This window comes from Acidovorax sp. SUPP1855 (genome assembly GCF_030158955.1).
GTDB lineage: Bacteria > Pseudomonadota > Gammaproteobacteria > Burkholderiales > Burkholderiaceae_C > Paracidovorax.
In genome coordinates this window covers 169,128-191,862 of sequence record NZ_BQXI01000004.1, presented here as the reverse complement: position 1 = coordinate 191,862, position 22,735 = coordinate 169,128, and the positions used below count along the sequence as shown (strand labels likewise).

The 22,735-nt window shown below is 69.8% G+C and carries 24 protein-coding genes; 22 read left to right on the top strand and 2 right to left on the bottom strand.

The genetic code is table 11. From position 1 onward, the window contains the following. Positions 1-13: 13 nt before the first annotated feature. Positions 14-916: an SDR family NAD(P)-dependent oxidoreductase gene (locus AVMA1855_RS05415; RefSeq protein WP_284399521.1), complete on the bottom strand. Its 903-nt coding sequence runs from the start codon at positions 914-916 to the stop codon at positions 14-16. A 114-nt stretch (positions 917-1,030) separates the two neighbouring features. Between AVMA1855_RS05415 and AVMA1855_RS05410 the strand changes: the two genes are divergently transcribed. From AVMA1855_RS05410 to tolA, 21 genes are all read left to right on the top strand, one after another. Beyond that, a complete protein-coding gene (locus AVMA1855_RS05410) occupies positions 1,031-1,945 on the top strand; it encodes a LysR family transcriptional regulator (protein WP_284424889.1) in 915 nt (304 codons plus the stop codon). Between the two features lie 188 nt (positions 1,946-2,133). Then, on the top strand, positions 2,134-3,519 hold the full coding sequence (locus AVMA1855_RS05405) for an SLC13 family permease (protein ID WP_284424888.1): 1,386 nt from the start codon (positions 2,134-2,136) through the stop codon (positions 3,517-3,519). Between the two features lie 49 nt (positions 3,520-3,568). Further along, a complete protein-coding gene (mdcA, locus tag AVMA1855_RS05400) occupies positions 3,569-5,260 on the top strand; it encodes a malonate decarboxylase subunit alpha (RefSeq protein WP_272564052.1) in 1,692 nt (563 codons plus the stop codon). Between the two features lie 10 nt (positions 5,261-5,270). Next, complete coding sequence (gene mdcC / locus AVMA1855_RS05395) at positions 5,271-5,603, top strand: malonate decarboxylase acyl carrier protein (protein ID WP_284424887.1); 333 nt, start codon at positions 5,271-5,273, stop codon at positions 5,601-5,603. Beyond that, positions 5,600-6,487, top strand: a complete 888-nt coding sequence (locus tag AVMA1855_RS05390) for a biotin-independent malonate decarboxylase subunit beta (protein ID WP_284424886.1) — start codon at positions 5,600-5,602, stop codon at positions 6,485-6,487. Before mdcC ends, AVMA1855_RS05390 begins: the two co-directional genes overlap by 4 nt. Positions 6,488-6,517: 30 nt before the next feature. Continuing rightward, the gene (locus tag AVMA1855_RS05385; RefSeq protein WP_284409076.1) at positions 6,518-7,219 is read left to right on the top strand and encodes a biotin-independent malonate decarboxylase subunit gamma; all 702 of its coding nucleotides are present in this window, start codon (positions 6,518-6,520) and stop codon (positions 7,217-7,219) included. Positions 7,220-7,252: 33 nt separating this feature from the next. Further along, positions 7,253-7,951, top strand: coding sequence for a malonate decarboxylase holo-[acyl-carrier-protein] synthase (gene mdcG, locus AVMA1855_RS05380; RefSeq protein WP_284424885.1), 699 nt, complete (start codon positions 7,253-7,255; stop codon positions 7,949-7,951). Next, entirely contained in the window at positions 7,948-8,838 is an 891-nt protein-coding gene (gene mdcB / locus AVMA1855_RS05375) for a triphosphoribosyl-dephospho-CoA synthase MdcB (protein ID WP_284424884.1), read from the top strand. Before mdcG ends, mdcB begins: the two co-directional genes overlap by 4 nt. After that, complete coding sequence (locus tag AVMA1855_RS05370) at positions 8,835-9,743, top strand: ACP S-malonyltransferase (RefSeq protein ID WP_284424883.1); 909 nt, start codon at positions 8,835-8,837, stop codon at positions 9,741-9,743. Before mdcB ends, AVMA1855_RS05370 begins: the two co-directional genes overlap by 4 nt. A gap of 155 nt (positions 9,744-9,898) precedes the next feature. Beyond that, positions 9,899-10,567, top strand: a complete 669-nt coding sequence (locus tag AVMA1855_RS05365; protein ID WP_284424882.1) for a glutathione S-transferase family protein — start codon at positions 9,899-9,901, stop codon at positions 10,565-10,567. A gap of 239 nt (positions 10,568-10,806) precedes the next feature. Continuing rightward, positions 10,807-11,088, top strand: a complete 282-nt coding sequence (locus AVMA1855_RS05360) for a DUF427 domain-containing protein (RefSeq protein ID WP_092739949.1) — start codon at positions 10,807-10,809, stop codon at positions 11,086-11,088. Positions 11,089-11,480: 392 nt separating this feature from the next. Continuing rightward, positions 11,481-11,777, top strand: coding sequence for a 2Fe-2S iron-sulfur cluster-binding protein (locus AVMA1855_RS05355; RefSeq protein WP_284399480.1), 297 nt, complete (start codon positions 11,481-11,483; stop codon positions 11,775-11,777). Positions 11,778-11,901: 124 nt separating this feature from the next. After that, positions 11,902-13,626: a T6SS phospholipase effector Tle1-like catalytic domain-containing protein gene (locus AVMA1855_RS05350; protein WP_284424881.1), complete on the top strand. Its 1,725-nt coding sequence runs from the start codon at positions 11,902-11,904 to the stop codon at positions 13,624-13,626. A 156-nt stretch (positions 13,627-13,782) separates the two neighbouring features. After that, positions 13,783-14,904, top strand: a complete 1,122-nt coding sequence (ribBA, locus tag AVMA1855_RS05345; protein ID WP_284399476.1) for a bifunctional 3,4-dihydroxy-2-butanone-4-phosphate synthase/GTP cyclohydrolase II — start codon at positions 13,783-13,785, stop codon at positions 14,902-14,904. A gap of 3 nt (positions 14,905-14,907) precedes the next feature. After that, a complete protein-coding gene (ribH, locus tag AVMA1855_RS05340; protein WP_284399473.1) occupies positions 14,908-15,372 on the top strand; it encodes a 6,7-dimethyl-8-ribityllumazine synthase in 465 nt (154 codons plus the stop codon). Further along, on the top strand, positions 15,369-15,938 hold the full coding sequence (nusB, locus tag AVMA1855_RS05335; protein ID WP_284424880.1) for a transcription antitermination factor NusB: 570 nt from the start codon (positions 15,369-15,371) through the stop codon (positions 15,936-15,938). The genes ribH and nusB overlap by 4 nt, the downstream gene beginning before the upstream one ends. Positions 15,939-16,031: 93 nt before the next feature. Further along, the gene (locus AVMA1855_RS05330; RefSeq protein ID WP_284424879.1) at positions 16,032-17,216 is read left to right on the top strand and encodes a pyridoxal phosphate-dependent aminotransferase; all 1,185 of its coding nucleotides are present in this window, start codon (positions 16,032-16,034) and stop codon (positions 17,214-17,216) included. 8 nt (positions 17,217-17,224) lie between these two features. Continuing rightward, the gene (locus AVMA1855_RS05325) at positions 17,225-17,677 is read left to right on the top strand and encodes a tol-pal system-associated acyl-CoA thioesterase (protein ID WP_284424878.1); all 453 of its coding nucleotides are present in this window, start codon (positions 17,225-17,227) and stop codon (positions 17,675-17,677) included. Continuing rightward, positions 17,674-18,378, top strand: coding sequence for a protein TolQ (tolQ, locus tag AVMA1855_RS05320; protein WP_272564067.1), 705 nt, complete (start codon positions 17,674-17,676; stop codon positions 18,376-18,378). Before AVMA1855_RS05325 ends, tolQ begins: the two co-directional genes overlap by 4 nt. A gap of 20 nt (positions 18,379-18,398) precedes the next feature. Then, positions 18,399-18,824 carry an ExbD/TolR family protein gene (locus AVMA1855_RS05315; RefSeq protein WP_284424877.1) on the top strand — a complete coding sequence of 142 codons (426 nt, stop codon included), beginning with the start codon at positions 18,399-18,401 and terminating at the stop codon, positions 18,822-18,824. A 53-nt stretch (positions 18,825-18,877) separates the two neighbouring features. Beyond that, positions 18,878-19,873: a cell envelope integrity protein TolA gene (gene tolA, locus AVMA1855_RS05310; RefSeq protein WP_284424876.1), complete on the top strand. Its 996-nt coding sequence runs from the start codon at positions 18,878-18,880 to the stop codon at positions 19,871-19,873. Between the two features lie 246 nt (positions 19,874-20,119). Here tolA and AVMA1855_RS05305 read toward each other — a convergent pair whose 3' ends face one another. Then, on the bottom strand, positions 20,120-21,460 hold the full coding sequence (locus AVMA1855_RS05305) for an MFS transporter (RefSeq protein WP_284399458.1): 1,341 nt from the start codon (positions 21,458-21,460) through the stop codon (positions 20,120-20,122). 176 nt (positions 21,461-21,636) lie between these two features. Here AVMA1855_RS05305 and cyoA point away from each other — a divergent pair, with 176 nt between their 5' ends. Further along, positions 21,637-22,716: a ubiquinol oxidase subunit II gene (cyoA, locus tag AVMA1855_RS05300; protein WP_272564071.1), complete on the top strand. Its 1,080-nt coding sequence runs from the start codon at positions 21,637-21,639 to the stop codon at positions 22,714-22,716. Positions 22,717-22,735: the final 19 nt, after the last annotated feature.

Sequence of the window (22,735 nt, the reverse complement as noted above, 5' to 3'; positions counted from 1 at the left end):
GGGCCCCGGACGCTCAGCGCTGCTGGGCCAGCCGCACCTCGTTGGTCCCTTGGGCCGCCCCGCTTTGCGGCACCTGTTCGCCGGTGCGGTCTGTCACCTCGGCCAGGCGCGCGGCGAGCTGCTCGGGAACATCGGACCCGATGCCCAGATGCACCCCCTGCGTGAGCGTGACGTGCGCCGCCTCGAAGGTGCCGGCGCCCGCGCACAGGATGGTGCGCGTGGGCGCGCTTTCGTGCGCCAGCACCAGCATGGCCGGCACCACAGCCTCGGGCTTGAGGGCGGCCAGCACCTCCTCGGGCATCAGGCCCTCGGTCATGCGGGTGGCGGCGGTGGGCGCGAGCGCGTTCACGTGGATGCCGTGCTTGGCCCCTTCGATGGCGAGCGTCTGCATCAGCCCGACCTGCGCCAGCTTGGCGGCGCCGTAGTTGGCCTGACCGAAGTTGCCGTACAGGCCGGTGGACGAGGTCGTCATCACGATGCGGCCGTATTGCTGCGCCACCATGTGCGCCCACACGGCCTTGCAGCAGTGGGCCGCGCCCATCAGGTGCACATCCACCACGAGGCGGAAATCGTCCATGTCCATCTTGCCGAAGGACTTGTCGCGCAGGATGCCGGCGTTGTTGACCAGGATGTCCACGCGGCCCCAGGCATCGACGGCCTGCTGCACCATGCCCTGCACGGCCGCGAAGTCGGTCACCGAGGCGCCGTTGGCCAGCGCCTCGCCGCCGGCCGCGCGGATCTCGTCCACCACGGCCTGCGCCGCACCCACGGCCGCGCCGCTGCCGTCCACCGCGCCGCCCAGGTCGTTGACCAGCACCTTCGCGCCCCGCGCCGCCAGCGCCAGTGCATGCTGGCGGCCCAGGCCGCCGCCCGCGCCCGTCACGATGGCCACGCGGCCCTTGAAATCGATTGCCATGGGTTTCTCTCTCCTGTGGGCCCCGCGGGCCAGTGGATGGTTTTGCAAAAGCGGCCGCGCAATGTGCTGCAATCGGCCCAGCACGAATTCTGATCGAGCCCCCACCGCATGGCCATGCCCCACCGTCCCGATGACGACATCACCCTTCGCAAGCTGCACATCCTGCGGGTCTTCCTGGAGGCCGGCAACCTCGCGCGCGCGGCGGAGAGCCTGGACATCAGCGCGGTCAGCGTGCACCGCGCCCTGCACTCGCTGGAGGACGCGCTGCGCTGCCCCCTGTTCCGCCACGAAGGCCGGCACCTGCACCCCACCGAGGCCGCACACCACCTGGCGGAGGTCGCGCGCGAGCTGCTAGGCACGCTGTCCGAGGGCATCCGCTCCACGCGGGCGGTGGCCGGGTATTCGTCCGACCGCATCCGCATCGGATCGCTCTATTCGCTGACCAGCCGCACGGTGCCCACCCTCGTGATGGGCATGAAGCGGCGCCTGCCCGAACTGCAGACCGAACTGGTGCTGGGCTCGGACGCCGACCTGCGGCAAAAACTGCGCAACGGCGCCATCGACGCCGCGCTGATGGGGTCGTCCGGCGATATGCCCGACCTCGAGTGTGAGCCCTTGTTCGAGGACGACATCCACTTCGCCGCGCCGGCCGACTCGCCCTACCCGCCCGACGAGCCCATCGACCTGGCCGCCTGCGCCAGCGAGCGCTTCGTCAGCCTCACGGAAGGCTTCGTGACCTACCAGGGATTCATGGAGACGTTCCGGGTGGCCGGCTTCACCCCCGACGTGGTGATGCAGACCGAGGACATCTTCTCGCTGATGAACCTGGTGAGCGGCGGCGTGGGCTGCACGCTCCTGCCCGGGCGGGTGCGGGGCGTGCTGCCGCCCAACGTGCGGCTCATCGCGCTGCAGCAGCGCTACCGCATGCGCCAGACCATCGCGCTGCACTTCCTGCGCACCCGCGAGCGCGACCCCAACCTGCTCGCCCTGCTGGCCGTCTGCCGCACCGCCAAGGCGGCGCTGTCCTGAGCCGCCTCAGCTGCCACCCTACGGGGTAACCCTGGATCGTTTCGATTAGCGTAAGTGTCGGCACGCCGCTGGCATTGATCCGCGCCGCCCGGCTGCGTATCGTCCCCTGCAAGAACAAAGCCCCGCATCCATGAGCACAGCCACCGGCCTGTGCCGCCGCGGGGCGCCACGGACAGGAGACAAATTCAATGACTTCCCACTGGATATCCATCTGCGCGCTCGCCAGCATGTTCGTCATCGCCACCGTGCTGCCCATCAACATGGGCGTCATCGCCTTCGTCGGGGCCTTCCTGGTCGGCACGCTCGTGGCCGGCATGAATGCCAAGGCCATCATGGCGGGCTTTCCGGCCGACCTGTTCCTGACCCTGGTGGGCATCACCTACCTGTTCGCGCTGGCGCAGAACAACGGCACGATCGACTGGCTGGTCAAGCTGGCGGTGCGCGCGGTGCGCGGGCGCATCGCGGCGATCCCGTGGATCATGTTCTTCATCGCCGCGGCGCTCACGGGCGTGGGGGCCGTCAGCCCGGCGGCGGTCGCGATCATCGCGCCCATCGCGCTGGGCTTCGCGGCCAAGTACGGCATCAACCCGCTGATGATGGGCCTGCTCGTCATCCACGGCGCGCAGGGCGGCGGCTTCTCGCCGATCAGCATCTACGGCGGCATCACCAACAAGATCGTGGCCACGGCCGGCCTGCCGCTGAACCCCATCGCCACCATGGCGGCCAGCCTCGCGGTGAACCTAGCCGTGGCCATGGCGCTGTTCGTGGCCATGGGCGGCCTGAAGCTGGCGCGCCAGCGCACCGGCGCCCGCAACACCCCGTTCGACCTGCCGCAGGTCGCCCACGGCCAGGGCGGCGCCCAGGTCTATGGCAACGCCGAGGGCGACTCCCTGGCCGAGGAACGCCGCACCGCCGCCCAGACCGACGACTCGCTCATGAACGCCGCCCCGTCCACGCCGCAAGCGGAGGGTGCGCGCTGGTACCAGGCGGTCACCGTCATCGGCCTGCTCACCCTCGCCGTGCTGACGCTGTTCTTCAAGCAGGACATCGGTTTCGTCTCCATCACCATCGGCCTGTTGCTCACGCTGATGGCGCCCAACCTGCAAAAGCGCGCGCTCGGCCAGGTGTCGTGGCCCGAGATCATGCTGATCGTGGGCGTCAGCACCTTCGTGTGCGTGATGGACAAGATGGGCACCATCGACTTCGTGGGCCACAGCGTCGCCGCGCTCACCTCGCCGCTGATGGCGGCGCTGCTGCTGTGCTTCGTCGGCGCGGTGATCTCGGCCTTCGCCTCGTCCACGGCAGTGCTGGGCTCGCTGATCCCGCTGGCCGTGCCGTTTCTGCAGGGCGGCGGCTCGGGCGATGCCGGCGTGGGCGCGGTGGGGTTCATCGCGGCCATGGCCGTGTCGTCCACCATCGTCGATGTGAGCCCCTTCTCCACCAACGGCGCGCTGGTGCTGGCCAATGCGCGCGGCGTGAACCGCGAGGTGTTCTTCCGCCAGCTCATGGTGTATGGCGCCGCTGTCACACTGATCGCACCCGTGGTGGTGTGGCTGCTGTTCGTGGTGCTCTGACCGGCCGCAGGCCCCCACCCTTCCTTCTTCCAACCCACCCCTACCTCCCATGAACCCCAGAGACTGGAACACCCGCGCGGACCGCCGCGCCGCCCGGCTCGCGCGGGCCGACCGCGCGCTGGCTGCGCACGGCATGCCGCTGGCCGGCAAACGGGTCGATGCCGCCGCCATCGGCACGCTGCTCGAAGCCGTGCTGGAGCCCGGCGACCGCGTCTGCCTCGAAGGCAACAACCAGAAGCAGGCCGACTTCCTGGCCGATGCGCTGGTGCAGGTCGATCCGGCGCGCGTGCACCACTTGCACATGGTGCAGTCGGTGCTGGCGCTGCCGCAGCACCTGGACGTGTTCGAGAACGGCATCGCCTCGCGGCTCGATTTCAGCTTCTCGGGCCCGCAGAGCGCGCGCATCGCTCGGCTGGTGTCGGCCGGGCGCATCGAGATCGGCGCCATCCACACCTACCTGGAGCTGTTCGCGCGCTACTTCATCGACCTCACGCCGCAGGTCGCGCTGATCGCCGCGCAGGCGGCCGATGCCGAGGGCAACCTCTACACCGGCCCCAACACCGAGGACACGCCCGCCATCGTGGAGGCCACGGCCTTCTCGGGCGGCATCGTGATCGCACAGGTCAACGAGATGGTGGACGGCCGCACCACCACGCTGCCGCGCGTGGACATCCCGGCCGGCTGGGTGAGCTTCGTCGTGCAGGCCCCGCGCCCGCACTTCATCGAGCCGCTGTTCACGCGCGACCCGGCGCAGATCAGCGAGATCCAGGTGCTCATGGCCATGATGGCGATCAAGGGCATCTACGGCGAGTACGGCGTGCAGCGCCTGAACCACGGCATCGGCTTCGACACCGCCGCCATCGAACTGCTGCTGCCCACCTACGGCGAGTCGCTGGGCCTCAAGGGCAAGATCGCCCGGCACTGGGCACTCAACCCGCACCCGGCGCTGATTCCGGCCATCGAGGCCGGCTGGGTGGAATCGGTGCACTCCTTCGGCTCCGAGCTGGGCATGGAGGACTACATCCGCGCGCGCTCGGACGTGTTCTTCACCGGCCCAGACGGCAGCCTGCGCAGCAACCGCGCCTTCTGCCAGGCCGCGGGCCACTATGCCTGCGACCTGTTCATCGGCTCCACCCTGCAGATCGACCTGGACGGCAACAGCTCCACCGCCACACTGGGGCGCATCGCGGGCTTCGGCGGCGCGCCCAACATGGGGGCCGATGCGCGCGGGCGGCGCCATGCCAGCCCCGCCTGGCTCAAGGCGGGCGCGCAGGCGCGGGCGGGCCGCACCGGCGCGGCCGGCACGCCGCGCGGGCAAAAGCTCGTGGTGCAGATGGTGGAGACCTTCCGCGAGCACATGCAGCCCGCGTTCGTGGAACGGCTGGACGCCTGGACGCTGCAGGAGCAGGCCGGCATGGCGCTGCCGCCCATCATGATCTACGGCGACGACGTGACCCACATCCTCACCGAGGAAGGCATCGCCAACCTGCTGCTGTGCCGCAGCGATGAAGAGCGCGAACAGGCCATCCGCGGCGTGGCGGGCTATACCGCGGTGGGCCTGGCCCGCGACCGGCGCGCGGTGGAGAACCTGCGCGACCGCGGCGTGATCCACCGCCCGCAGGACCTGGGCATCGACCCGCGCGATGCCACGCGCAACCTGCTGGCCGCGCGCAGCATGCGCGACCTGGTGCGCGCGTCGGGTGGGCTGTACCAGCCGCCCAAGAGATTCCGGAACTGGTAGGAGGCACCCCATGAGCGACATTCCCGCAGGGCTCGAAACCCTGGACTTTTCCTTCCCCGGCGGCCGCGCCGCCGGCCCCTTCGCCCCCGTGCTGGTCGGCGTGGTCGGCTCTGGCAACCTCGAGGTGCTGCTGGAGCCCGACAGCGGCACCGGCTGCTCGGTGCGCGTGGAGACATCGGCACGCGGCTTCGGCCCGATCTGGCAGGCGGTGCTGGACGACTTCCATGCGCGCCACGCCTTGGCCGGCGTGCGCATCGCCATCAACGACATGGGCGCCACGCCCGCCGTGGTGGGGCTGCGGCTCGACCAGGCCGTGGCTGAACTACCGGGAGCGCGGCCATGAGTCTGAGCTACGCGGAATGCAGCGCGCGCGAGCGCCTGGCCCACCTGCTGGATCCCGGCAGCTTCCATGAATGGCTGCCGCCGGCCGAGCGCGTGACCAGCCCGCACCTGGCGCAGTTGGGCGTGCCCTCGGCCTTCGACGACGGCGTGGCCGTCGGCCGCGCCACGCTGGGCGGGCGGCCCATCTTCGTGGCCGCGCAGGAGGGCGAATTCATGGGCGGCGGCGTGGGCGAGGTGCACGGCGCCAAGCTCGTGGGCCTGCTGCGGCGCGCGCTGCGCGACCGGCCCACGGCCGTGCTGCTGCTGGCCGAGTCCGGCGGCGTGCGGCTGCACGAGGCCAACGCCGGGCTGATCGCCGTCTCGGAGGTCATGCGCGCCGTGCTGGACGTGCGCGCTGCTGGCATCCCCGTGGTGGTGCTGATCGGCGGCGCCAACGGCTGCTTCGGCGGCATGGGCATCGTGGCGCGCTGCGCCGACCACGTGGTGATGAGCGACATGGGCCGCCTCGCCATGTCGGGCCCCGAGGTGATCGAGGCCTCGCACGGCGTGGAGGAGTACGACGCGCGCGACCGCGCCCTGGTGTGGCGCACCAGCGGCGGCAAGCACCGCTGGCTCACAGGCGACTGCGACGCGCTGGTGGAGGACGACGTGGCTGCCTTCCGGACCGCTGCCATCGCCGCGCTCGGGGCCGCGCGGCCCGTCACGCCGGCGGCGCTGGAGGCCGAGCACGCGCTGCTGGCCGCCCGCATGGCCGCGCTGGACCACCTGCCGGACGATGCCCCCGCCGACGATGCCACCGCGCTGTGGCAGGCCCTGGGCGTGGCCGATGCCGCCCGGGTGCCCGAGCTGGACGTGGCAGCGGTGCAGGGCCTGCGCCCGGCCTGAACCCGCAGCAACGAACGAGAAGGAACCGACATGCAATGGAACACCCTGGCCGAAAGGCTCTTCGGCGCGCAGCACGGCATCGTGGCCGATGGCGACCTGCTCTTGGGCACGCCCACCTTCGACGGCCAGCCCCTGGCCGTGATCGGCACCACAAACCATGCGCCCATCGGCGTGCGGCTGGCGCTGGCACAGGCCCGCGCGGTGCTGGACACCGTGGCGCAGCACCCCGGCCGCGCCATCCTGCTGCTCATTGACACGCAGGGCCAGCAACTGCGCCGGCGCGACGAGCTGCTGGGCATCAACCGCGCCATGGCGCACCTGGGGATGGCCATCGACCTCGCGCGCCGGCACGGCCACCGCGTGGTCGGGCTGGTCTACGACCAGGCGCTCTCGGGCGGCTTCATCACCTCGGGCCTGATCGCCGACGCCTGCTACGCGCTGCCCGAGGCCGAGATCCGCGTGATGCGCATTCCCGCCATGGCGCGCGTGACCAAGCTGCCCGAGGCCCGGCTCACCGAGCTGTCGCAGTCCAACCCCGTTTTCGCCCCCGGCGTGGACAACTACGTGGCCATGGGCGGCGTGCGCGCGCTGTGGGAAGGCGACCTGGCCGCCGCGCTGCGCGAGGCCCTGGCCCACACGCCCACCGACGACGTGCGGGCCCGGGACGGCGCCGCGCGCGGCGGCCGCCAGCTCGCTGCCGCCGTTGCGCAGCGCGTGCTGGACGCGGCCTGAACACGGACGCCACCCCTTCACGCACCCACGCCCATGGCCACCGCCCTGCCCCTGCAGCGCCATCAGCTCGCCTGCCTGTCCGACGCCGGCTGGCAGCGCCAGCTCGCCCTGCCCTGGGACGGCGAGGCCCGCGAATGCCTCGATCACTGGGCCGCGCGGCGCCTTCCGCTCGTGGTGACCACCCAGCCGCCCGGCCCGGACGGCAGCATCGCGCTGGGCCTTCCGGCCCCCGGCCGCTGGGCACGGCGCCGCCTGGCGCTGTGCGTGGCGCGCGAAGACATCCTTTACTTCGACGCCTTCCCCCCGGCCCTGCTGGCCCAGCCGCTGATGCCGACCGGATCGAAGGCCGCCTGGGGCCGCCTGTGCGAGGCGCTCCAAGCCTGCGGCGTGGCCGCCCGCATCTACGGCAGCCACGGCTGGCAGCTCATCACCGGGCTGGACCACCTGCGCAGCGGCTCCGACGCCGACCTGTGCATCGGCGTGGCCGGCCCCGCGCAGGCCGATGCCGTCGCCGCCTGCCTGCTCGCCTTCCCGAAGGCGCAGCCCCGGCTCGACGGGGAACTGCTGTTCGCCAACGGCGCCGCCGTGGCCTGGCGCGAGTGGAGCGCCTGGCGTGCAGGCCGCGGCAAGGCCGTGATGGTCAAGCGCCTGGCCGGCGCCGCGCTGGCGCAGGCCCCCTTCTGGCCGGCCACGGAACCGGCAGAGGAACCGGTGCAGGAACCGATGCCATGACCGCCAACGCACTGCGCCGGCCCGCCAGTGCCCCAGGCCCAGGCCCGGCCCCGCACACCATCGGCCGCGCCGCCACGCTGTCGCTCTACGACGAGCTGGCCTTGTCGCCCAAGCCCGGGCTGGTGACCCTCACCGACAACGGCAGCCACACCGACATGGATGCTCGCACCTTCATGCGCAGCCTGTTCGCGCTGCGCGGCTATTTCGTGCGCATCGCCGCGCTGGGCCATGCCGGCGAAGGGTTCCCGGCGCTGGAGCGCTGCGGCATCGAGGCCGAAGCGCGCATGGTGGCGGCCACCGGCGGCGTCAACACCCACCGGGGCGCGATCTTCACGCTGGGCCTGCTGTGCGCCGCGGCGGGGGCGCTGGCGCGCGAGGGCACGCCCCTGCAGCCCGCCGCGCTGCGCGAGGCGCTGCGCCGCCACTGGGGCGCGGCGCTGGCAGAGCGCGCCGAACGCACGCTGCGCACGCCGCGGCTGCCTGGCGGCATCGCCGCGGCGCGCCACGGCCTGCGCGGCGCGGCACAGGAGGCAGCGCTCGGCTTTCCCGTGCTGTTCGACACCGCAGTGCCCGCGCTGCGCCATGCGCTCGCCCGCGGGCTCGGCGTGCAGCAGGCGCGCGTGGACACGCTGTTTTCCGTGATGGCCGTGCTGGATGACAGCAACCTCGCCCACCGGGGCGGCCTGGCAGGCCTGCGCCACGCCCAGGCCTGTGCGCGGGACTTTCTGGCCGCGGGCGGCGCCGGGCGGCCCGGCGGCCTGGAGGCCGCCCACGCCATCGGCCGTGATTTCGTCGCGCGGCGCCTGTCGCCCGGCGGTTCGGCCGACCTGCTGGCCGCCGCCTGCTGGGTGGTGCGCATGGCGCCGCCGGCGGGCTGCGCACCATGAGCTACGCCCTGGTGTTTTCGGGCCAGGGCATGCAGCACCCCGGCATGCTGCCCTGGCTGGCCGACGGCGCCCCGGTGCGCGCGGTGAACGAACGCCTCGGCGTGCGCGACTGGCGCGCCGCGCTGCAGGACGCCGATTGGGCCGCGCGCAATGCCCACGCCCAGGTGCTGCTGACCGGCCTGGCCCTGGCCGCATGGGACGCCCTGGCCCCGCTGCTGCCCCCACCGGCCGCCGTCGCGGGCTACAGCGTGGGCGAGCTGGCCGCCTTCAGTGCAGCCGGCGTGTTCGATGCCGGCACCGCGCTGTCGCTCGCCCAGGCGCGCGCCGAAGCCATGGACCGCTGCGCCGCCGGCCACCCCGGCGGCCTGATCGGCGTGAGCCGCATGGCACCGGCCTCCATCGACGCTCTGGTGCGCGAAACCGGCCTGGCCGTGGCGATCCGCAACGGCCCGGACAGCGTGGTGCTGGGCGGCGCGCTGGCCGCGCTGGACCGCGCCGAAGCGCTGGCCACGGCCCAAGGCGGCCACTGCACGCGCCTGCGCGTGGGCGTGGCCTCGCACACGCCGGCCCTGCAACCGGCGGCCGATGCCTTTCGCCAGGTGCTGGAGGGCACGGCTTTCGCCCGCCCGCGCACGGCCCTGTTCAGCAACGCGGCCGACCGCATCGCCAGCGTGCCGCAGGCCCGCGACGCACTGGCGGCGCAGATCGCCCGCACCGTGCGCTGGGACGAGTGCATGGACAACCTGCATGCGCGCGGCGTGCGCTGCGTGGTCGAGGTGGGCCCGGGCCAGGCGCTCGCCAAGATGTGGAACGCACGCTACCCCGGCGTGCCGGCCCGCGCCTGCGACGAGTTCCGCAGCGCGCAGGCGCTGGCCGCGTGGGTCGGCAGCCACGGTCTGTCCTGATCCCCTGGACGCTGCGGACCGATGCCCCGGCACGCAGCGCCCCGATAACACATTGGCAGCTTTTGCGAACGCTTTGTCGCTGCAGCGCCCGGCACCGCCCCTAAGCTGAAGGGCCCCTCTTCATCGATGGCGGCGTGACCGCCGGGAACACGTCCATGATCACGCTCCATCACTGCCTCAGCGCACGCTCTTTCCGCCCTTTGTGGATGCTGGAGGAGCTGAATGCGCCGTATGCGCTGCAGGTGCTGCCTTTCCCGCCGCGTGTCCACGCGCGCGAATTCCTCGGCGAGAACCCGCTGGGCACCGTGCCGCTGCTAGTCGATGGCGACACGCGCATGACCGAATCCGCCGCCATGTGCCAATACCTGTGTGCGCGCCATGCGCCAACTCCCCTGCAGGTCGAGGTGGGCGAACGCGATTTCGGCCGCTATCTCAACGACCTGCATTTCGGCGAAGCCACGCTCACCTTCCCGCAGACCCTGGTGCTGCGCTACCGGTATTTCGAGCCGGCAGAACGCCGCAGCCCCCAGGTGGCCGACGACTACGCCCGCTGGTTCCTGGCGCGGCTGCGCACGCTGGAACCCCGGCTGGCCCAGCAGCCCTACTTATGTGCCGGGCGCTTCACGGTGGCGGATGTGTCGGTGGGCTATGCGCTGCTGCTGGCCGAACACCTGGCGCTGGCCGCCGCATTCCCGCCCGCCGTGGCGGCCTATTGGGCCCGCCTGCGCGAGCGGCCCGCCTTCGGCCGGGCCATGGCGGCGCAGGAGGCGGCGGCACGCGCGCAAGGGGTGCCGCTCACGCCATCGCCCGACCTGCGGCCCTGAGCCGGGCGGAACAGGGGCTGGGCACTGCTGCCGCTTGGCAGCGGCGACGACAAGGACGCAGGCAAATTCGGGTAAGGTGCTCTTTCGGCAAGACCGCGACGCGTTGCCACGGCCCATCGTCCGGCCTTCAACGCGCTGCCGCGCCCCGGCCCATGGCCTGCGATTCATGGGATGGCTGCTCGCGCGATCCCCATCCCATCAGCGCAGCCCGCATTTTTTCATTGCAAAGGAACACCCCCATGAAAGCCATCTGGAACGGCGTGACCGTCGCCGAGAGCGACGACACCGTGCTGGTCGAGGGAAACCACTACTTCCCCGAAAGCGCGCTGAAGCCGGAATACTTCACCTTCAGCAACCACAAGACCATGTGCCCCTGGAAGGGCCAGGCCACCTACCGGTCGCTGCTGGTCAACGGCGAACTGAACCCCGACGCCGTCTGGACCTATGCCGACCCCAAGCCCGAAGCCGAGTCGATCCGCGGCCGCTTCGCGTTCTGGAAAGGCGTCAAGGTCGGCGCCTGACGGGCGCCCCTCGGGTTATCCCTGCCCGCACTGGACAATCATGTGGATAACCCGGGACAACGCCTGTATGGCGACGCCAAGCCCTTGATTTTGCAAGGAAATCGATGCGCCGCCTCATTTTTAGGCACCCGGTTGCCCACAGGGCTGTGGTTATCCCTGGTGCCGCTGGACAATCATGTGGATAACTCGGGACAAGCCCTGTATGGCGACGCCAAGTCGTTGATTTTGAACGCCTACCGCTCGACTGCCTTCTTTTTGGGCAACCCAGTGTGCTCAGCTCTACGACCCATGAATGCTATTAAAAACATAGCGGCATGCCCTAGTGTTGATTGCACTGGAGGCCTTTTTCATCCCTAACCCTCTCGTTCACCGCCCTCCTGTGGCCGTTCGCCATGAGTGACCCTTCTTCCGTTCCCTTTTTCACCGCCCGCGTCGGCGACGACGGCACCCAGTGCGATGCCTGGCCCGAGCAGCCCTTGCTGCTGTCGCTGGAGCAAGGCGGCATCGACTGGCCCAGTTCGTGCCGCAACGGCACCTGCCGCACCTGCATCGGCCTGCTGGCCGAAGGCGAGGTGCGCTACGCCATCGAATGGCCCGGCCTGTCCCCGGAGGAGCGCGCCGAGGGCTGCGTGCTGCCCTGCGTGGCCTACCCGGTGAGCGACGTGCGGCTGGAAGCGCCCGGCATCTGAAGCCGGCTGAAATGATCTGAACCCGGGCCCGCTCCGCGCCCCCATGGGGCGGGCACCCTTGCTGTGGCGCGCGTTCCTCGCCCAGAATCTCCCGGACACGCATCGCCACGGGAGGGAGGACACCATGAACGCCAAAGACACGCCGGCCACACCGGCCGCCCATGCCAACGCCACGGGCCCGGACGCCGCCGACCGCGCGCCCACGCGCGAGGCCATCCTGGCCGAATGCATCGCCGCGGACGAGCAATGGGCCGCGCAGCCGGGCCGCAACCTCGTGCTGCTGTTCGACGGCACCGGCAACATCCTGGGCAACCAGCAGGACACCAACGTGGTGAAGCTGCTGCGCATGCTCGGCAAGGGCCGGGACGCATCGGGCAGCGAGCCCACGCAACTGGTCTATTACGACCCCGGCGTGGGCACCACCAATGAATTCCCGGCGGACGGAATCCTGTCCAAGGCCAGGAACCAGCTGCGGCAACTGGCCGGGCTGGCGCTGGGCAGCGGCGTGTTCCCCAACATCGCCGAGGCCTACAAGTTCCTCGTGCACACCTATCGGCCGGGCGACCGCATCTACCTGTTCGGCTTCTCGCGCGGCGCGTTCACCGCGCGGGCGGTGGCCGGCATGATCAACATGTACGGCCTCATCCACACCGAGGGCCTGCCGCTCATCGAAACCCTGGTGCGCACCTATTTCGCCCCGAGCGGCCAGAAGAACCAGGCCGGCACCAAGAGCCGCGAGGCCTTCGCGCGCGACGTGATCGACAACTTCTCGCTGGGCCGCACGCCGCTCGTGCACTTCGTGGGCGTGTGGGACACGGTGGAGGCCATCGGCAGCGGGCTGCTGGGCGGCATCAAGATCACCAACTCCACCGAGTTCGCCCGCAAGCGGTTCGCCAACGTGCGCCATGCCATGTCGCTTTATGAATCGCGCAGCAAGTACTCGCCCCGGCGCTACGCCGACCCGCACTTCACCGAGCGGGAGCGGCCCTGGCGCAGCTACGACCAGCGCTGGTTCCGCGGCGTGCACAGCGACGTGGGCGGCTCGTACGCGCGCGACGGGCTGTCCAACCTCACGCTCAAATGGATGGTGGACGAGGCCTTCGCCAAGGGCCTGCGCGTGGACCGGGGCCAGCTTCAGCCCGGTGACCCGCTCACGGCCATGCACGACCAGGCCTACGACTGCCCCTACTGGGTCTGGACCGGCCTCAATGCACGCGAGCGCTTTCCCAGCGACTTCATCGACCCCACGGCCCGCCCGGTGGACGGCGCAGTGCCCGCCAACACCGTGCCGCGCACGCAGCCCTGGCGCTGGCTGGGCGTGGCGCTGGCGGTCGTCACCGCCGTGCTGTTCGCCATCACGTTCCAGCTCGGCCAGGCCGCCTGCGACCTGCAGTCGGCGCCGGGGTGGGTGCAGGGCCTGCCCTCGGGCTTTCAGGTGACGGCGCACTGGCACGCCGGCTGGGGCGTGGTCTGCGGCGGCACCGACAGCGTGCGCCGCGCCATCGCCTGGGACTGGGCACTGCTCGCCAGCTACGCCCTGTGGCTGGCCTACCCGGTGGCCTGGGCCCTGCGGCGGCTGGTCGCGCGGGCCGTGCCGCCGGGCTGGGCCCTGGGCTGGCTCTCCCGCCATGCCCACTGGACGATGCTGGCCCTGGTGCTGTCGGACCTGGTGGAAAACTACGCCACGCTGCACATGCACCACCCGCACTGGCCCACGGTGCTGACGGTGGCCAGCGGGCTCAAACTGCTGTCCCTGCTGCTGCTGGCGTGGGTGATGGTGGCCGGTGCCCTGGCCGGGCGCGAGGGCGGCCGGACGCGGCCCGCCTCGCCCGCGCCCCAAGTCCACTAAGTGGACTAAAATCGCCGCCTTTGGGGCGCGTAGCGCTCCCGCACCGTGCGGCCAGCGCCGCACCGCCCGCTCTTTGGAGGCGGCTCCGTCCGGGCCGTGGCCGGACCAGCGTGCGGTGCACGCCACACGCGCGGCCCACCGAAAGCCCTGCCCTCCATGAACACCCCCCTGACCCCTGCGCCCATCTCGCCGGTGCAAGACATCGTGGCCGAGATGCGCGCCGGGCGCATCGTCATCCTCGTGGACGAGGAAGACCGCGAGAACGAAGGCGACCTGGTCCTGGCCGCCGACCACGTCACCCCCGAGGCCATCAACTTCATGGCGCGCTTCGGCCGCGGCCTGATCTGCCTGACCCTCACCCGCGAACGCTGCGAACTGCTGAAGCTGGCCCCCATGGTGGCCCGCAACGGCACCAAGATGGGCACGGCGTTCACCGCCTCCATCGAGGCGGCGGAGGGCGTGACCACCGGCATCTCCGCCGCCGACCGCGCCCGCACCGTGCAGGCCGCCGTGGCGCCCCACGCCGTGGCCGCCGACCTGGTGCAGCCCGGCCACATCTTCCCGCTGCAGGCGGTGGACGGCGGCGTGCTCATGCGCGCCGGCCACACCGAAGCCGGCTGCGACCTGGCCGCCATGGCCGGCTGCAGCGCCAGCGCCGTGATCTGCGAGGTGATGAAGGACGACGGCACCATGGCCCGCCTGCCTGACCTGCAGATCTTCGCGGCCGAGCACGGCCTCAAGATCGGCACCATCGCCGACCTCATCGAATACCGCAGCCGCAACGAATCGCTGGTGCAGAAAGTGGGCACGCGCCCGCTGCAGACCGCCTTCGGCGAGTTCACCGCCCACGCCTTCCGCGACGAACCCAGCCAGGCCGTGCACCTGGCGCTCGTCAAGGGCCAGTGGGGTCCGGACGACAGCGTACCCGTGCGCGTGCACGAGCCCCTGTCGGTGCTGGACGCGCTGGAGGTCAACCGCTCCATGCACTCCTGGGGCCTCGACAGCAGCCTGCAGTACATCGCCGCCCAAGGCCAGGGCGTGGCCGTGCTGCTCAACTGCGGCGAAAGCGCCGAGCAGTTGCTGGAGCAGTTCGAAGGCCGCGCCCGCTCGGCCCATGCGCCCGAACGCGGTCGCATGGACCTGCGCACCTACGGCGTGGGCGCGCAGATCCTGCGCGAATGCGGCGTTCACAAGATGCAACTGATGGGCCCGCCGCGCCGCATGCCCAGCATGGCGGGCTACGGCCTCGAGATCACCGGATACCTTCCCAAGGAATAAGACATGTTTGGCGCAGACAAAGGAACAGCGGACAAGCTCGACGGCAAGAAGCTGCACATAGGCATCGTGCAGGCCCGTTTCAACGAGAGCATCACCAACACCCTGGCCGCGGCCTGCCGTGCCGAACTCCTGGCGCTGGGCGTGCAGGAAAAGCACATCCACCACGTGCTGGTGCCCGGCGCGCTGGAAGTGCCGGTGGCCCTGCAGGCCATGGCCGAGCGCGACGAATACGACGCGCTGATCGCCCTGGGCTGCATCATCCGCGGCGAAACCTACCACTTCGAACTGGTGGCCAACGAATCGGGCGCGGGCGTGAGCCGCATCTCGCTCGACTACCACGTGCCGGTGGCCAACGCCATCATCACCACCGAGAACATGGAGCAGGCCATCGCCCGCCAGACCGAAAAAGGCCAGGACGCCGCCCGCGTGGCCGTGGAAATGGCCAACCTGCTGGAGGAGCTGTCGTGAGCGATTCCACCTCTTCGCATCCCGGCGGCGCCAAGCGCCCGCCGCGGCAGGCGCGCACCGGCGTGACCAGCACCGGCGCCCGCAAGGCCGCCTCCAAATCCAACCGCAGCCGCGCCCGCGAGTTCGCGCTGCAGGCGCTCTACCAGCACCTGGTGGGCCGCAACGACGCCACCGCCATCGACACCTTCACCCGCGACCTGGCGGGCTTTCACAAGGCCGATGCCGCCCACTACGACTCGCTGCTGCACGGCTGCATCGAATCGGCCGAGGCGCTCGACGCCCTGATCACCCCGCAGCTCGATCGCAAGATGGCCGAGATCTCGCCCATCGAGCACGCGGCCATGTGGATCGGCGTGTACGAGTTCCAGCACTGCCTGGATGTGCCGTGGCGCGTGGTCATCAACGAATGCATCGAGCTGGCCAAGGAGTTCGGCGGCACCGACGGCCACAAGTACGTGAACGGCGTGCTCAACGGCCTGGCCCCCACGCTGCGCGCCACCGAAGTCGCGGCCGACAAGGGCGCGAACCCGGCGCAGCCACCGCAGGCCCCGGCGGACGGCGCCTGAGCGCGCCCGGGGCCGGTCCGGCACCGCCCCCGCGCCGTGGCCCGGCAGGCATCCCATCCCCACGCCCGCGCCGCGCGGGCAGGAACCTTTTCCATGCAGTTTTCCTCCCGCGCCGAGCGCATCGAACCGTTCTATGTGATGGAAGTGGCCAAGGCCGCCCAGGCCCTGGCGCGCGAGGTCGCCGGCACGCGCGAGCCGATGATTTTCCTGAACATCGGCGAGCCCGACTTCACCGCGCCACCGCTGGTGCAGGAGGCGGCCGCCCGCGCCGTGCAGCGCGGCACCACGCAATACACCAACGCCCTGGGCCTGGAGCCGCTGCGCGAGCGCATCAGCGGCTGGTATGCCGACCGCTTCGGCGTGCAGGTGCCGGCCCGGCGTATCGTGGTCACGGCGGGGGCCTCGGCCGCGCTGCAGCTCGCGTGCCTGGCCCTCATCGATGCGGGCAACGAGATCCTCATGCCCGACCCGAGCTACCCGTGCAACCGCCACTTCGTGAGCGCGGCGGAAGGCAAGGCGGTGCTGATCCCCACCACGGCAGAAGAGCGCTACCAGCTGAGCGCCGCCAAGGTCGAAGCGGCCTGGGGGCCGAAGACGCGCGGCGTGCTGCTGGCCTCGCCCTCCAACCCCACCGGCACCTCGATTGCGCCCGAGGAGCTGCGGCGCATCCATGCGGCCGTGCAGTCGCGCGGCGGGGTGACGCTGATCGACGAGATCTACCTGGGCCTGTCGTACGAGGAACGCTTCGGCCACACGGCGCTGGCCATCGACGAGAACGTCATCAGCATCAACAGCTTCAGCAAGTACTTCAACATGACCGGCTGGCGCCTGGGCTGGATGGTCGTGCCCGAGGCCATGGTGCCGGTGGTCGAGCGGCTGGCGCAGAACCTGTTCATCTGCGCCAGCACCGTATCGCAGCATGCCGCCCTCGCCTGCTTCGAGCCCGAGAGCATCGCCGAATACGAGCGCCGCCGCGCCGAGTTCAAGGCCCGGCGCGACTACTTCATTCCCGCGCTGCAGGCGCTGGGCCTGCCGGTGCCCGTGGTGCCGGACGGCGCCTTCTACGCCTGGGCCGACTGCACGCAGGCCGCCGAGCGCCTGAGCGTCTCGGGCAGCTGGGACTTCGCCTACGAGGTGATGCGCCGCGCCCATGTGGCCGTCACGCCGGGCCGCGACTTCGGCGCGTTCGAGCCGCAGCGCTTCGTGCGTTTTTCCACGGCCAATTCGATGGCGCAGCTGGAAGAATCCGTGGCCCGCCTGCGCACGCTGCTCGGATGAAGGCCGGCATGGCAACGGAGAACGCCCCGCTTCGGGCCTCGGCCCCGTTCGAGTGGCCCCTGCGCATCTACTGGGAGGACACTGACGCCGGTGGCATCGTGTTCTATGCCAACTACCTCAAGTTCTTCGAGCGTGCCCGCACCGAATGGCTGCGTTCGCTGGGCCTGGGGCAGCAGAACCTGCGGGAACTCACGGGCGGCATGTTTGTCGTAACGGACGCGCGCCTGCGCTACCTGCGGCCGGCGCGCCTCGACGATGAACTGATTGTTACGGCCTCTTTGCAAGAGGGTGGCCGCGCATCCCTGACAATACGCCAGCAAGCGCTCCTGAAACCAGAGCAAATGATCGAATCCCAGCCCGTGCTACTGTGTGAAGGCACCATCCGCATCGGATGGGTCGATGCCGCCACCCTGCGTCCCGCACGCATCCCGGGCCCCCTTCTGGAACAACTCTCATCATGAACTCCCAAGACATGTCCATCCTGAATTTGGTGCTCAACGCCAGCTGGGTGGTGCAACTCGTCATGCTGCTGCTGATCGGCGTATCGGTGGCCAGCTGGGCCGCGATCTTCCGCAAGCTGTTCGCCCTGAAGCGCGTGAAGTCGCTCAACGAAGACTTCGAGCGCGAGTTCTGGTCGGGCACCAGCCTGAACGACCTGTACTCCAGCGCCGCGCAGAACGCCAAGAACGCCGGCCCCATGGAACGCATCTTCGCCAGCGGCATGCGCGAGTACCAGAAACTGCGCGAGCGCCGCATCTCGGACGCCGGCACGCTGCTCGACGGTGCCCGCCGCGCGATGCGCGCCAGCTTCCAGCGCGAGATGGACGTGGTCGAGTCCAGCCTGTCCTTCCTCGCCTCCGTAGGCTCCGTCTCGCCCTACGTGGGCCTGTTCGGCACCGTGTGGGGGATCATGCATGCCTTCACCGGCTTCGCCGGCATGGAGCAGGTCACCCTGGCCACCGTCGCCCCGGGCATCGCCGAAGCGCTGGTCGCCACGGCCATCGGCCTATTCGCCGCCATTCCCGCCGTGATCGCCTACAACCGCTTCGCGCGCGACATCGACCGCGTGGCCATCCAGCAGGAGACCTTCATCGAGGAGTTCTCCAACATCCTGCAGCGCAACCTGGGCGCGCAGCCCACGTCGTCCGCCTCGGGCCACTGAGCAGCACAGGAGACAGCAGCATGCCCGCAATGGCTTCACGCGGCGGCGGCCGGCGCCGCACCATCAACGAAATCAACATGGTGCCCTTTATCGACGTGATGCTGGTGCTGCTCATCATCTTCATGGTGACCGCGCCGATGCTCACGCCCAGCGCCATCAACGTGCCCTCCGTCGGCAAGGGCGCCAAGCCGCCCAAGTCGTTCGGCCAGGTCATCATCCAGAAGGACGGCAGCCTGCAGCTCAAGACCGGTGACTCCGAGCGCCCCGTGACCCTGCAGGCGCTAGGCGCGGCCGCCAAGGCATGGCAGGCCACGCAGCCACCGGACACGCCGGTCCTAATCAGCGCAGACAAAACGGTCACGTATGAGACCGTAGTGAACGCGATGGAGGCGTTGCGAAAGGCTGGCGTGCAGCGCGTAGGCCTGGCGGTCAAGTCAAACGGCTGACGCGGGTTCCTACCCCTTCATCACCGCTCCGTTTTCGTCTTTTTTCCGATCGCATGCACGCCTCCAACGACCGCGACCAGTTCGCCCCCACCCGTCCGCCCGGGCGCCTGCGCGCCGTGGCGCTGGCCGTGCTCGTGCACGCGGCGCTGCTGGGCGCCCTGACCTGGGGCGTGAACTGGAAGACCAGCGCGGACATGCCTGCCGTGGAAGCGGAGATCTGGGATCGGATTCCGCAGCAGGCCGCGCCCCGCGACGTGCCGCCACCGCCGACGCCGCAGCCCGAGCCCACCCCCGCTCCCCCCCCACCACCCCCGGTGCCGGCGCCGCCGCCCCCCCCGCCACCGAAGGCAGAGCCCGACACGCGCGAAGCCGACATCGCCATCGAGCGCGAGAAAAAGCGCCTGGAGCAGGAAAAGAAGGAACGCCAGCAGCAGGCCGAGCGAGAAAAGCGCGAGCGTGAGCGCAAGGAACAGGCCGAGCAGGACAAGAAGGAACGCCTGCAAAAGGAAAAAGAGAAAGAACAGCGCGAGAAGGCCGACAAGGCAGAACGCGAAAAGGCGGAGAAGGAGCGCCGCGAAAAGCAGGCCGAGCAGGACCGCCAGGAGCAGCAGAAGAAACAGGCCGAGGACAAGCGCAAGGCGGAAGAAAAGCGCAAGGCCGAAGCCGCACAGAACAAGCAGGCCGAAGCCCTGCGCCAGGAAAACCTGCGCCGCATGCAGGGCCTGGCGGGCGCCACGGGCGGCGAAACCGCCACGGGCAACGCCCAGCGCAGTGCCGGCCCGTCCGGCAGCTATGGCGGCAAGGTGGCCGCCAAGGTCAAGCCGAACATCGTCTATCCCGATGCCATTTCGGACAACCTGCGCACCGAGGTGGAAGTGCGGGCCTCGCCCGACGGCACCATCGTGGGCACCCGCATCACCAAATCGAGCGGCAACAAGGCCTGGGACGACGCCGTGATGCGCGCGCTGGACAAGACTGAGACCCTGCCGCGCGATGTGGACGGGCGGGTGCCCTCGTCCCTCGTCATCGGGTTCCGACCGCGGGATTGAGGCCGGCCGCCGGTTGCCGGTGACTTGCCCGTTGCCCGGGATGCTCTTCAGCCGCGCGGCCGGGCGGGCCACCTGCCATCCCAACCAAAGCAGCCAGGGAAGCAGCAACGAAAAAGGGTTTCAAGCCAAAATGGCCTGAAACCCATATATTTCTAGGGCATGGCGCTATTATTTAAATAGCAAACACACCAATCCAAGGTGGCGGAGGGCGCCGTGTGTCGGCACGCCTTCCGCCTGGGCCCGATCTCAGTCGCGCCGTTCGATCATGCGGTTGACGCTCAAGGCCCCCAGCGTGCAGGCCGCAGCCGACAGCAGGTACAGGCTCACCGCAAACAGGCCGAAGTGCGCGGACAGGCCCAGCACCACCAGCGGTGCGAACGCCGCACCCACCAGCCAGGCCAGGTCGGCGGTGAAGGCCGCGCCGGTATAGCGGTACTTGGACGCGAAATTGGCCGTCACCGCGCCGGCCGCCTGGCCGTACGATAGGCCCAGCAACACGAAACCGATCAGGATGAACGCATCCAGCGCCACGGCGCCGCCACCGATCAGCGCGGGCGCGAAACCGCTGTACACGGCGATCATCACCGCCAGCACGCCCAGCGTGGTGCGCCGGCCCAGGCGGTCGGCGATCACGCCGGAAGCGATCATGCTGCCGATGGCCAGCACACCGCCGATCAGTTGCACGAACAGCACGTCGTTGATCGGCTGCTCGGGGTACAGGGCCGCCCAGGACAGCGGAAACACGGTCACCAGGTGGAACAGCGCGTAGCTGGCCAGCGCCGCGAAGCCGCCGATGAAGACGTTGTAGCCCTGGGTGCGCACCATCTCGCCGATGGGCGTGGGTTCCAGTTCGCGCTCTTCCAGCAGCTTGGTGTACTCGTCCGTCACGACCAGGCGCAGGCGGGCGAACAGCGCGACCACGTTGATGGCGAAGGCCACGTAGAACGGATAGCGCCAGCCCCAAGAGATGAAGTCTTCCGTCGACAGGCTGGCATGCAGGAACAGGAACAGGGCGCTGGCGATGATGAAGCCGGTGGGCGCGCCCAGCTGGCCCAGCATGGCGTACCAGCCGCGGCGGCTGGCCGGCGCGTTCAGCGCCAGCAGCGAGGGCAATCCGTCCCACGAACCGCCCATCGCCACCCCCTGCAGGATGCGGAACAGCGCCAGCAGCACGATGGAATAGGCCCCCAGACTTTCATACCCGGGCAGGAAAGCCATGCCGGCTGTGGAAAAACCCAGCAGGAACAGCGCGGCCGTCAGCTTGGTGCCGCGGCCCCAGCGGCGCTGCATGGCCATGAACAGCGCGGTGCCGAAGGGGCGCGCGACGAAGGCCAGCGAGAAGACGGCGAAGGCATAGAGCGTGCCCTGCAGCCGGTCCACGAAGGGAAAGAACACGGTGGGAAAGACCAGCACCGAAGCGATGCCGTAGACGAAGAAGTCGAAATACTCGGAAGCGCGGCCGATCACCACGCCGATCGCTATCTCCTCAGGAGCGACGGGGGAGTGTCCGTTCTGTACGGGCCGGGAGTCTTCTTCCGTGGTGGCGCGCGATGAAGATCCGGGAAAATGCTGTGTCAATGTGGTCATCGGCGTGCTCCTTTTTGAATGCACCAGCAGTTTTTGCTTTGGCGGGCCAGTGAACTGTCTCTGGCAGCCGCAACCCACTGTAGGACAAAACGTCCCATTCACACCACAATGGTTTTCACGTAGATTCGACGCCTTCCCGCGGCCATCCGTGCCGCCTTCCACCTTTCTTGCCCGGTATGCCCTCCACCCACCGACTTCGCGGACTGCTCGCAGTGCCCGCGGCCGCGCTGCTCGCCGGCTGCAATGCCGTCGTGCTCAGCCCCTCCGGCGACATCGCCGCACAGCAGCGCGATCTGATCATCGTCTCGACCGTCCTGATGCTGCTGATCATCGTGCCGGTGATCTTCCTCACCTTCCTGTTCGCCTGGCGCTATCGCCAGGCCAACACCGAGGCCGAGTACCAGCCGGACTGGGACCACTCCACAGGGCTGGAACTCATCATCTGGTCGGCGCCGCTGGCGATCATCATCGCCCTGGGGGCCATCACCTGGGTCAGCACCCACAAACTGGACCCCTACCGCCCCCTGGACCGCATCAGCGAAGGCCGTGCCGTGCCGGAAGGCGCCAAGCCCCTGGTGATCGAGGTCGTCGCGCTGGACTGGAAGTGGCTGTTCCTGTATCCCGAGCAAGGCATCGCCACGGTGAACGAGATCGCAGCGCCGGTGGACCGCCCGATCCAGTTCAAGATCACCGCCTCGACGGTCATGAACTCGTTCTACATCCCGGCGCTGGCCGGCCAGATCTACGCCATGCCGGGCATGGAAACCAAGCTGCACGCCGTGATCAACGCGCAGGGCAACTTCGAGGGCTTCTCCGCCAACTACAGCGGCGCAGGCTTCTCGGGCATGCGTTTCCGTTTCCATGGTGTGGACCAGGCGGGCTTCGACCAGTGGGTCAAGCAGGCCAAGGACGCCGGCGGCGAACTGGGCCGCGACGGCTACCTGCAGCTGGAAAAGCCCAGCGAACGCGACCCCGTGCGCCGCTGGGCCACCGTGGCCCCCGGCCTGTATGACGCCATCCTGAACCGCTGCGTGGAAGCCAACCGCATGTGCATGAAGGACATGATGGCGATCGATGCCAATGGCGGCCTGGGCAAGCCCGGTTCGTTCAACGTGGCCTCGCTGGATGACGCCACCCGCTCGCGCCTGGGCCTGGCCGACACGCCCGCCCGCAGCTACGTGGGCGCCATGTGCACCGTCACGAACCCCGAGGGCGCCGCGACGGCCTCCCCGGCCCCTGCCACGCAGCCGATCTAAGCGGCACGCGTTCAGACCC

What these genes read in the sequence shown, in the direction of transcription:
- AVMA1855_RS05415 (WP_284399521.1), bottom strand. Translation starts at nt 916, where the DNA reads ATGGCAATCGATTTCAAGGGCCGCGTGGCCATCGTGACGGGCGCGGGC.
- AVMA1855_RS05410 (WP_284424889.1), top strand. Translation starts at nt 1,031, where the DNA reads ATGCCCCACCGTCCCGATGACGACATCACCCTTCGCAAGCTGCACATC.
- AVMA1855_RS05405 (WP_284424888.1), top strand. Translation starts at nt 2,134, where the DNA reads ATGACTTCCCACTGGATATCCATCTGCGCGCTCGCCAGCATGTTCGTC.
- mdcA (WP_272564052.1), top strand. Translation starts at nt 3,569, where the DNA reads ATGAACCCCAGAGACTGGAACACCCGCGCGGACCGCCGCGCCGCCCGG.
- mdcC (WP_284424887.1), top strand. Translation starts at nt 5,271, where the DNA reads ATGAGCGACATTCCCGCAGGGCTCGAAACCCTGGACTTTTCCTTCCCC.
- AVMA1855_RS05390 (WP_284424886.1), top strand. Translation starts at nt 5,600, where the DNA reads ATGAGTCTGAGCTACGCGGAATGCAGCGCGCGCGAGCGCCTGGCCCAC.
- AVMA1855_RS05385 (WP_284409076.1), top strand. Translation starts at nt 6,518, where the DNA reads ATGCAATGGAACACCCTGGCCGAAAGGCTCTTCGGCGCGCAGCACGGC.
- mdcG (WP_284424885.1), top strand. Translation starts at nt 7,253, where the DNA reads ATGGCCACCGCCCTGCCCCTGCAGCGCCATCAGCTCGCCTGCCTGTCC.
- mdcB (WP_284424884.1), top strand. Translation starts at nt 7,948, where the DNA reads ATGACCGCCAACGCACTGCGCCGGCCCGCCAGTGCCCCAGGCCCAGGC.
- AVMA1855_RS05370 (WP_284424883.1), top strand. Translation starts at nt 8,835, where the DNA reads ATGAGCTACGCCCTGGTGTTTTCGGGCCAGGGCATGCAGCACCCCGGC.
- AVMA1855_RS05365 (WP_284424882.1), top strand. Translation starts at nt 9,899, where the DNA reads ATGATCACGCTCCATCACTGCCTCAGCGCACGCTCTTTCCGCCCTTTG.
- AVMA1855_RS05360 (WP_092739949.1), top strand. Translation starts at nt 10,807, where the DNA reads ATGAAAGCCATCTGGAACGGCGTGACCGTCGCCGAGAGCGACGACACC.
- AVMA1855_RS05355 (WP_284399480.1), top strand. Translation starts at nt 11,481, where the DNA reads ATGAGTGACCCTTCTTCCGTTCCCTTTTTCACCGCCCGCGTCGGCGAC.
- AVMA1855_RS05350 (WP_284424881.1), top strand. Translation starts at nt 11,902, where the DNA reads ATGAACGCCAAAGACACGCCGGCCACACCGGCCGCCCATGCCAACGCC.
- ribBA (WP_284399476.1), top strand. Translation starts at nt 13,783, where the DNA reads ATGAACACCCCCCTGACCCCTGCGCCCATCTCGCCGGTGCAAGACATC.
- ribH (WP_284399473.1), top strand. Translation starts at nt 14,908, where the DNA reads ATGTTTGGCGCAGACAAAGGAACAGCGGACAAGCTCGACGGCAAGAAG.
- AVMA1855_RS05330 (WP_284424879.1), top strand. Translation starts at nt 16,032, where the DNA reads ATGCAGTTTTCCTCCCGCGCCGAGCGCATCGAACCGTTCTATGTGATG.
- AVMA1855_RS05325 (WP_284424878.1), top strand. Translation starts at nt 17,225, where the DNA reads ATGGCAACGGAGAACGCCCCGCTTCGGGCCTCGGCCCCGTTCGAGTGG.
- tolQ (WP_272564067.1), top strand. Translation starts at nt 17,674, where the DNA reads ATGAACTCCCAAGACATGTCCATCCTGAATTTGGTGCTCAACGCCAGC.
- AVMA1855_RS05315 (WP_284424877.1), top strand. Translation starts at nt 18,399, where the DNA reads ATGCCCGCAATGGCTTCACGCGGCGGCGGCCGGCGCCGCACCATCAAC.
- tolA (WP_284424876.1), top strand. Translation starts at nt 18,878, where the DNA reads ATGCACGCCTCCAACGACCGCGACCAGTTCGCCCCCACCCGTCCGCCC.
- AVMA1855_RS05305 (WP_284399458.1), bottom strand. Translation starts at nt 21,460, where the DNA reads ATGACCACATTGACACAGCATTTTCCCGGATCTTCATCGCGCGCCACC.
- cyoA (WP_272564071.1), top strand. Translation starts at nt 21,637, where the DNA reads ATGCCCTCCACCCACCGACTTCGCGGACTGCTCGCAGTGCCCGCGGCC.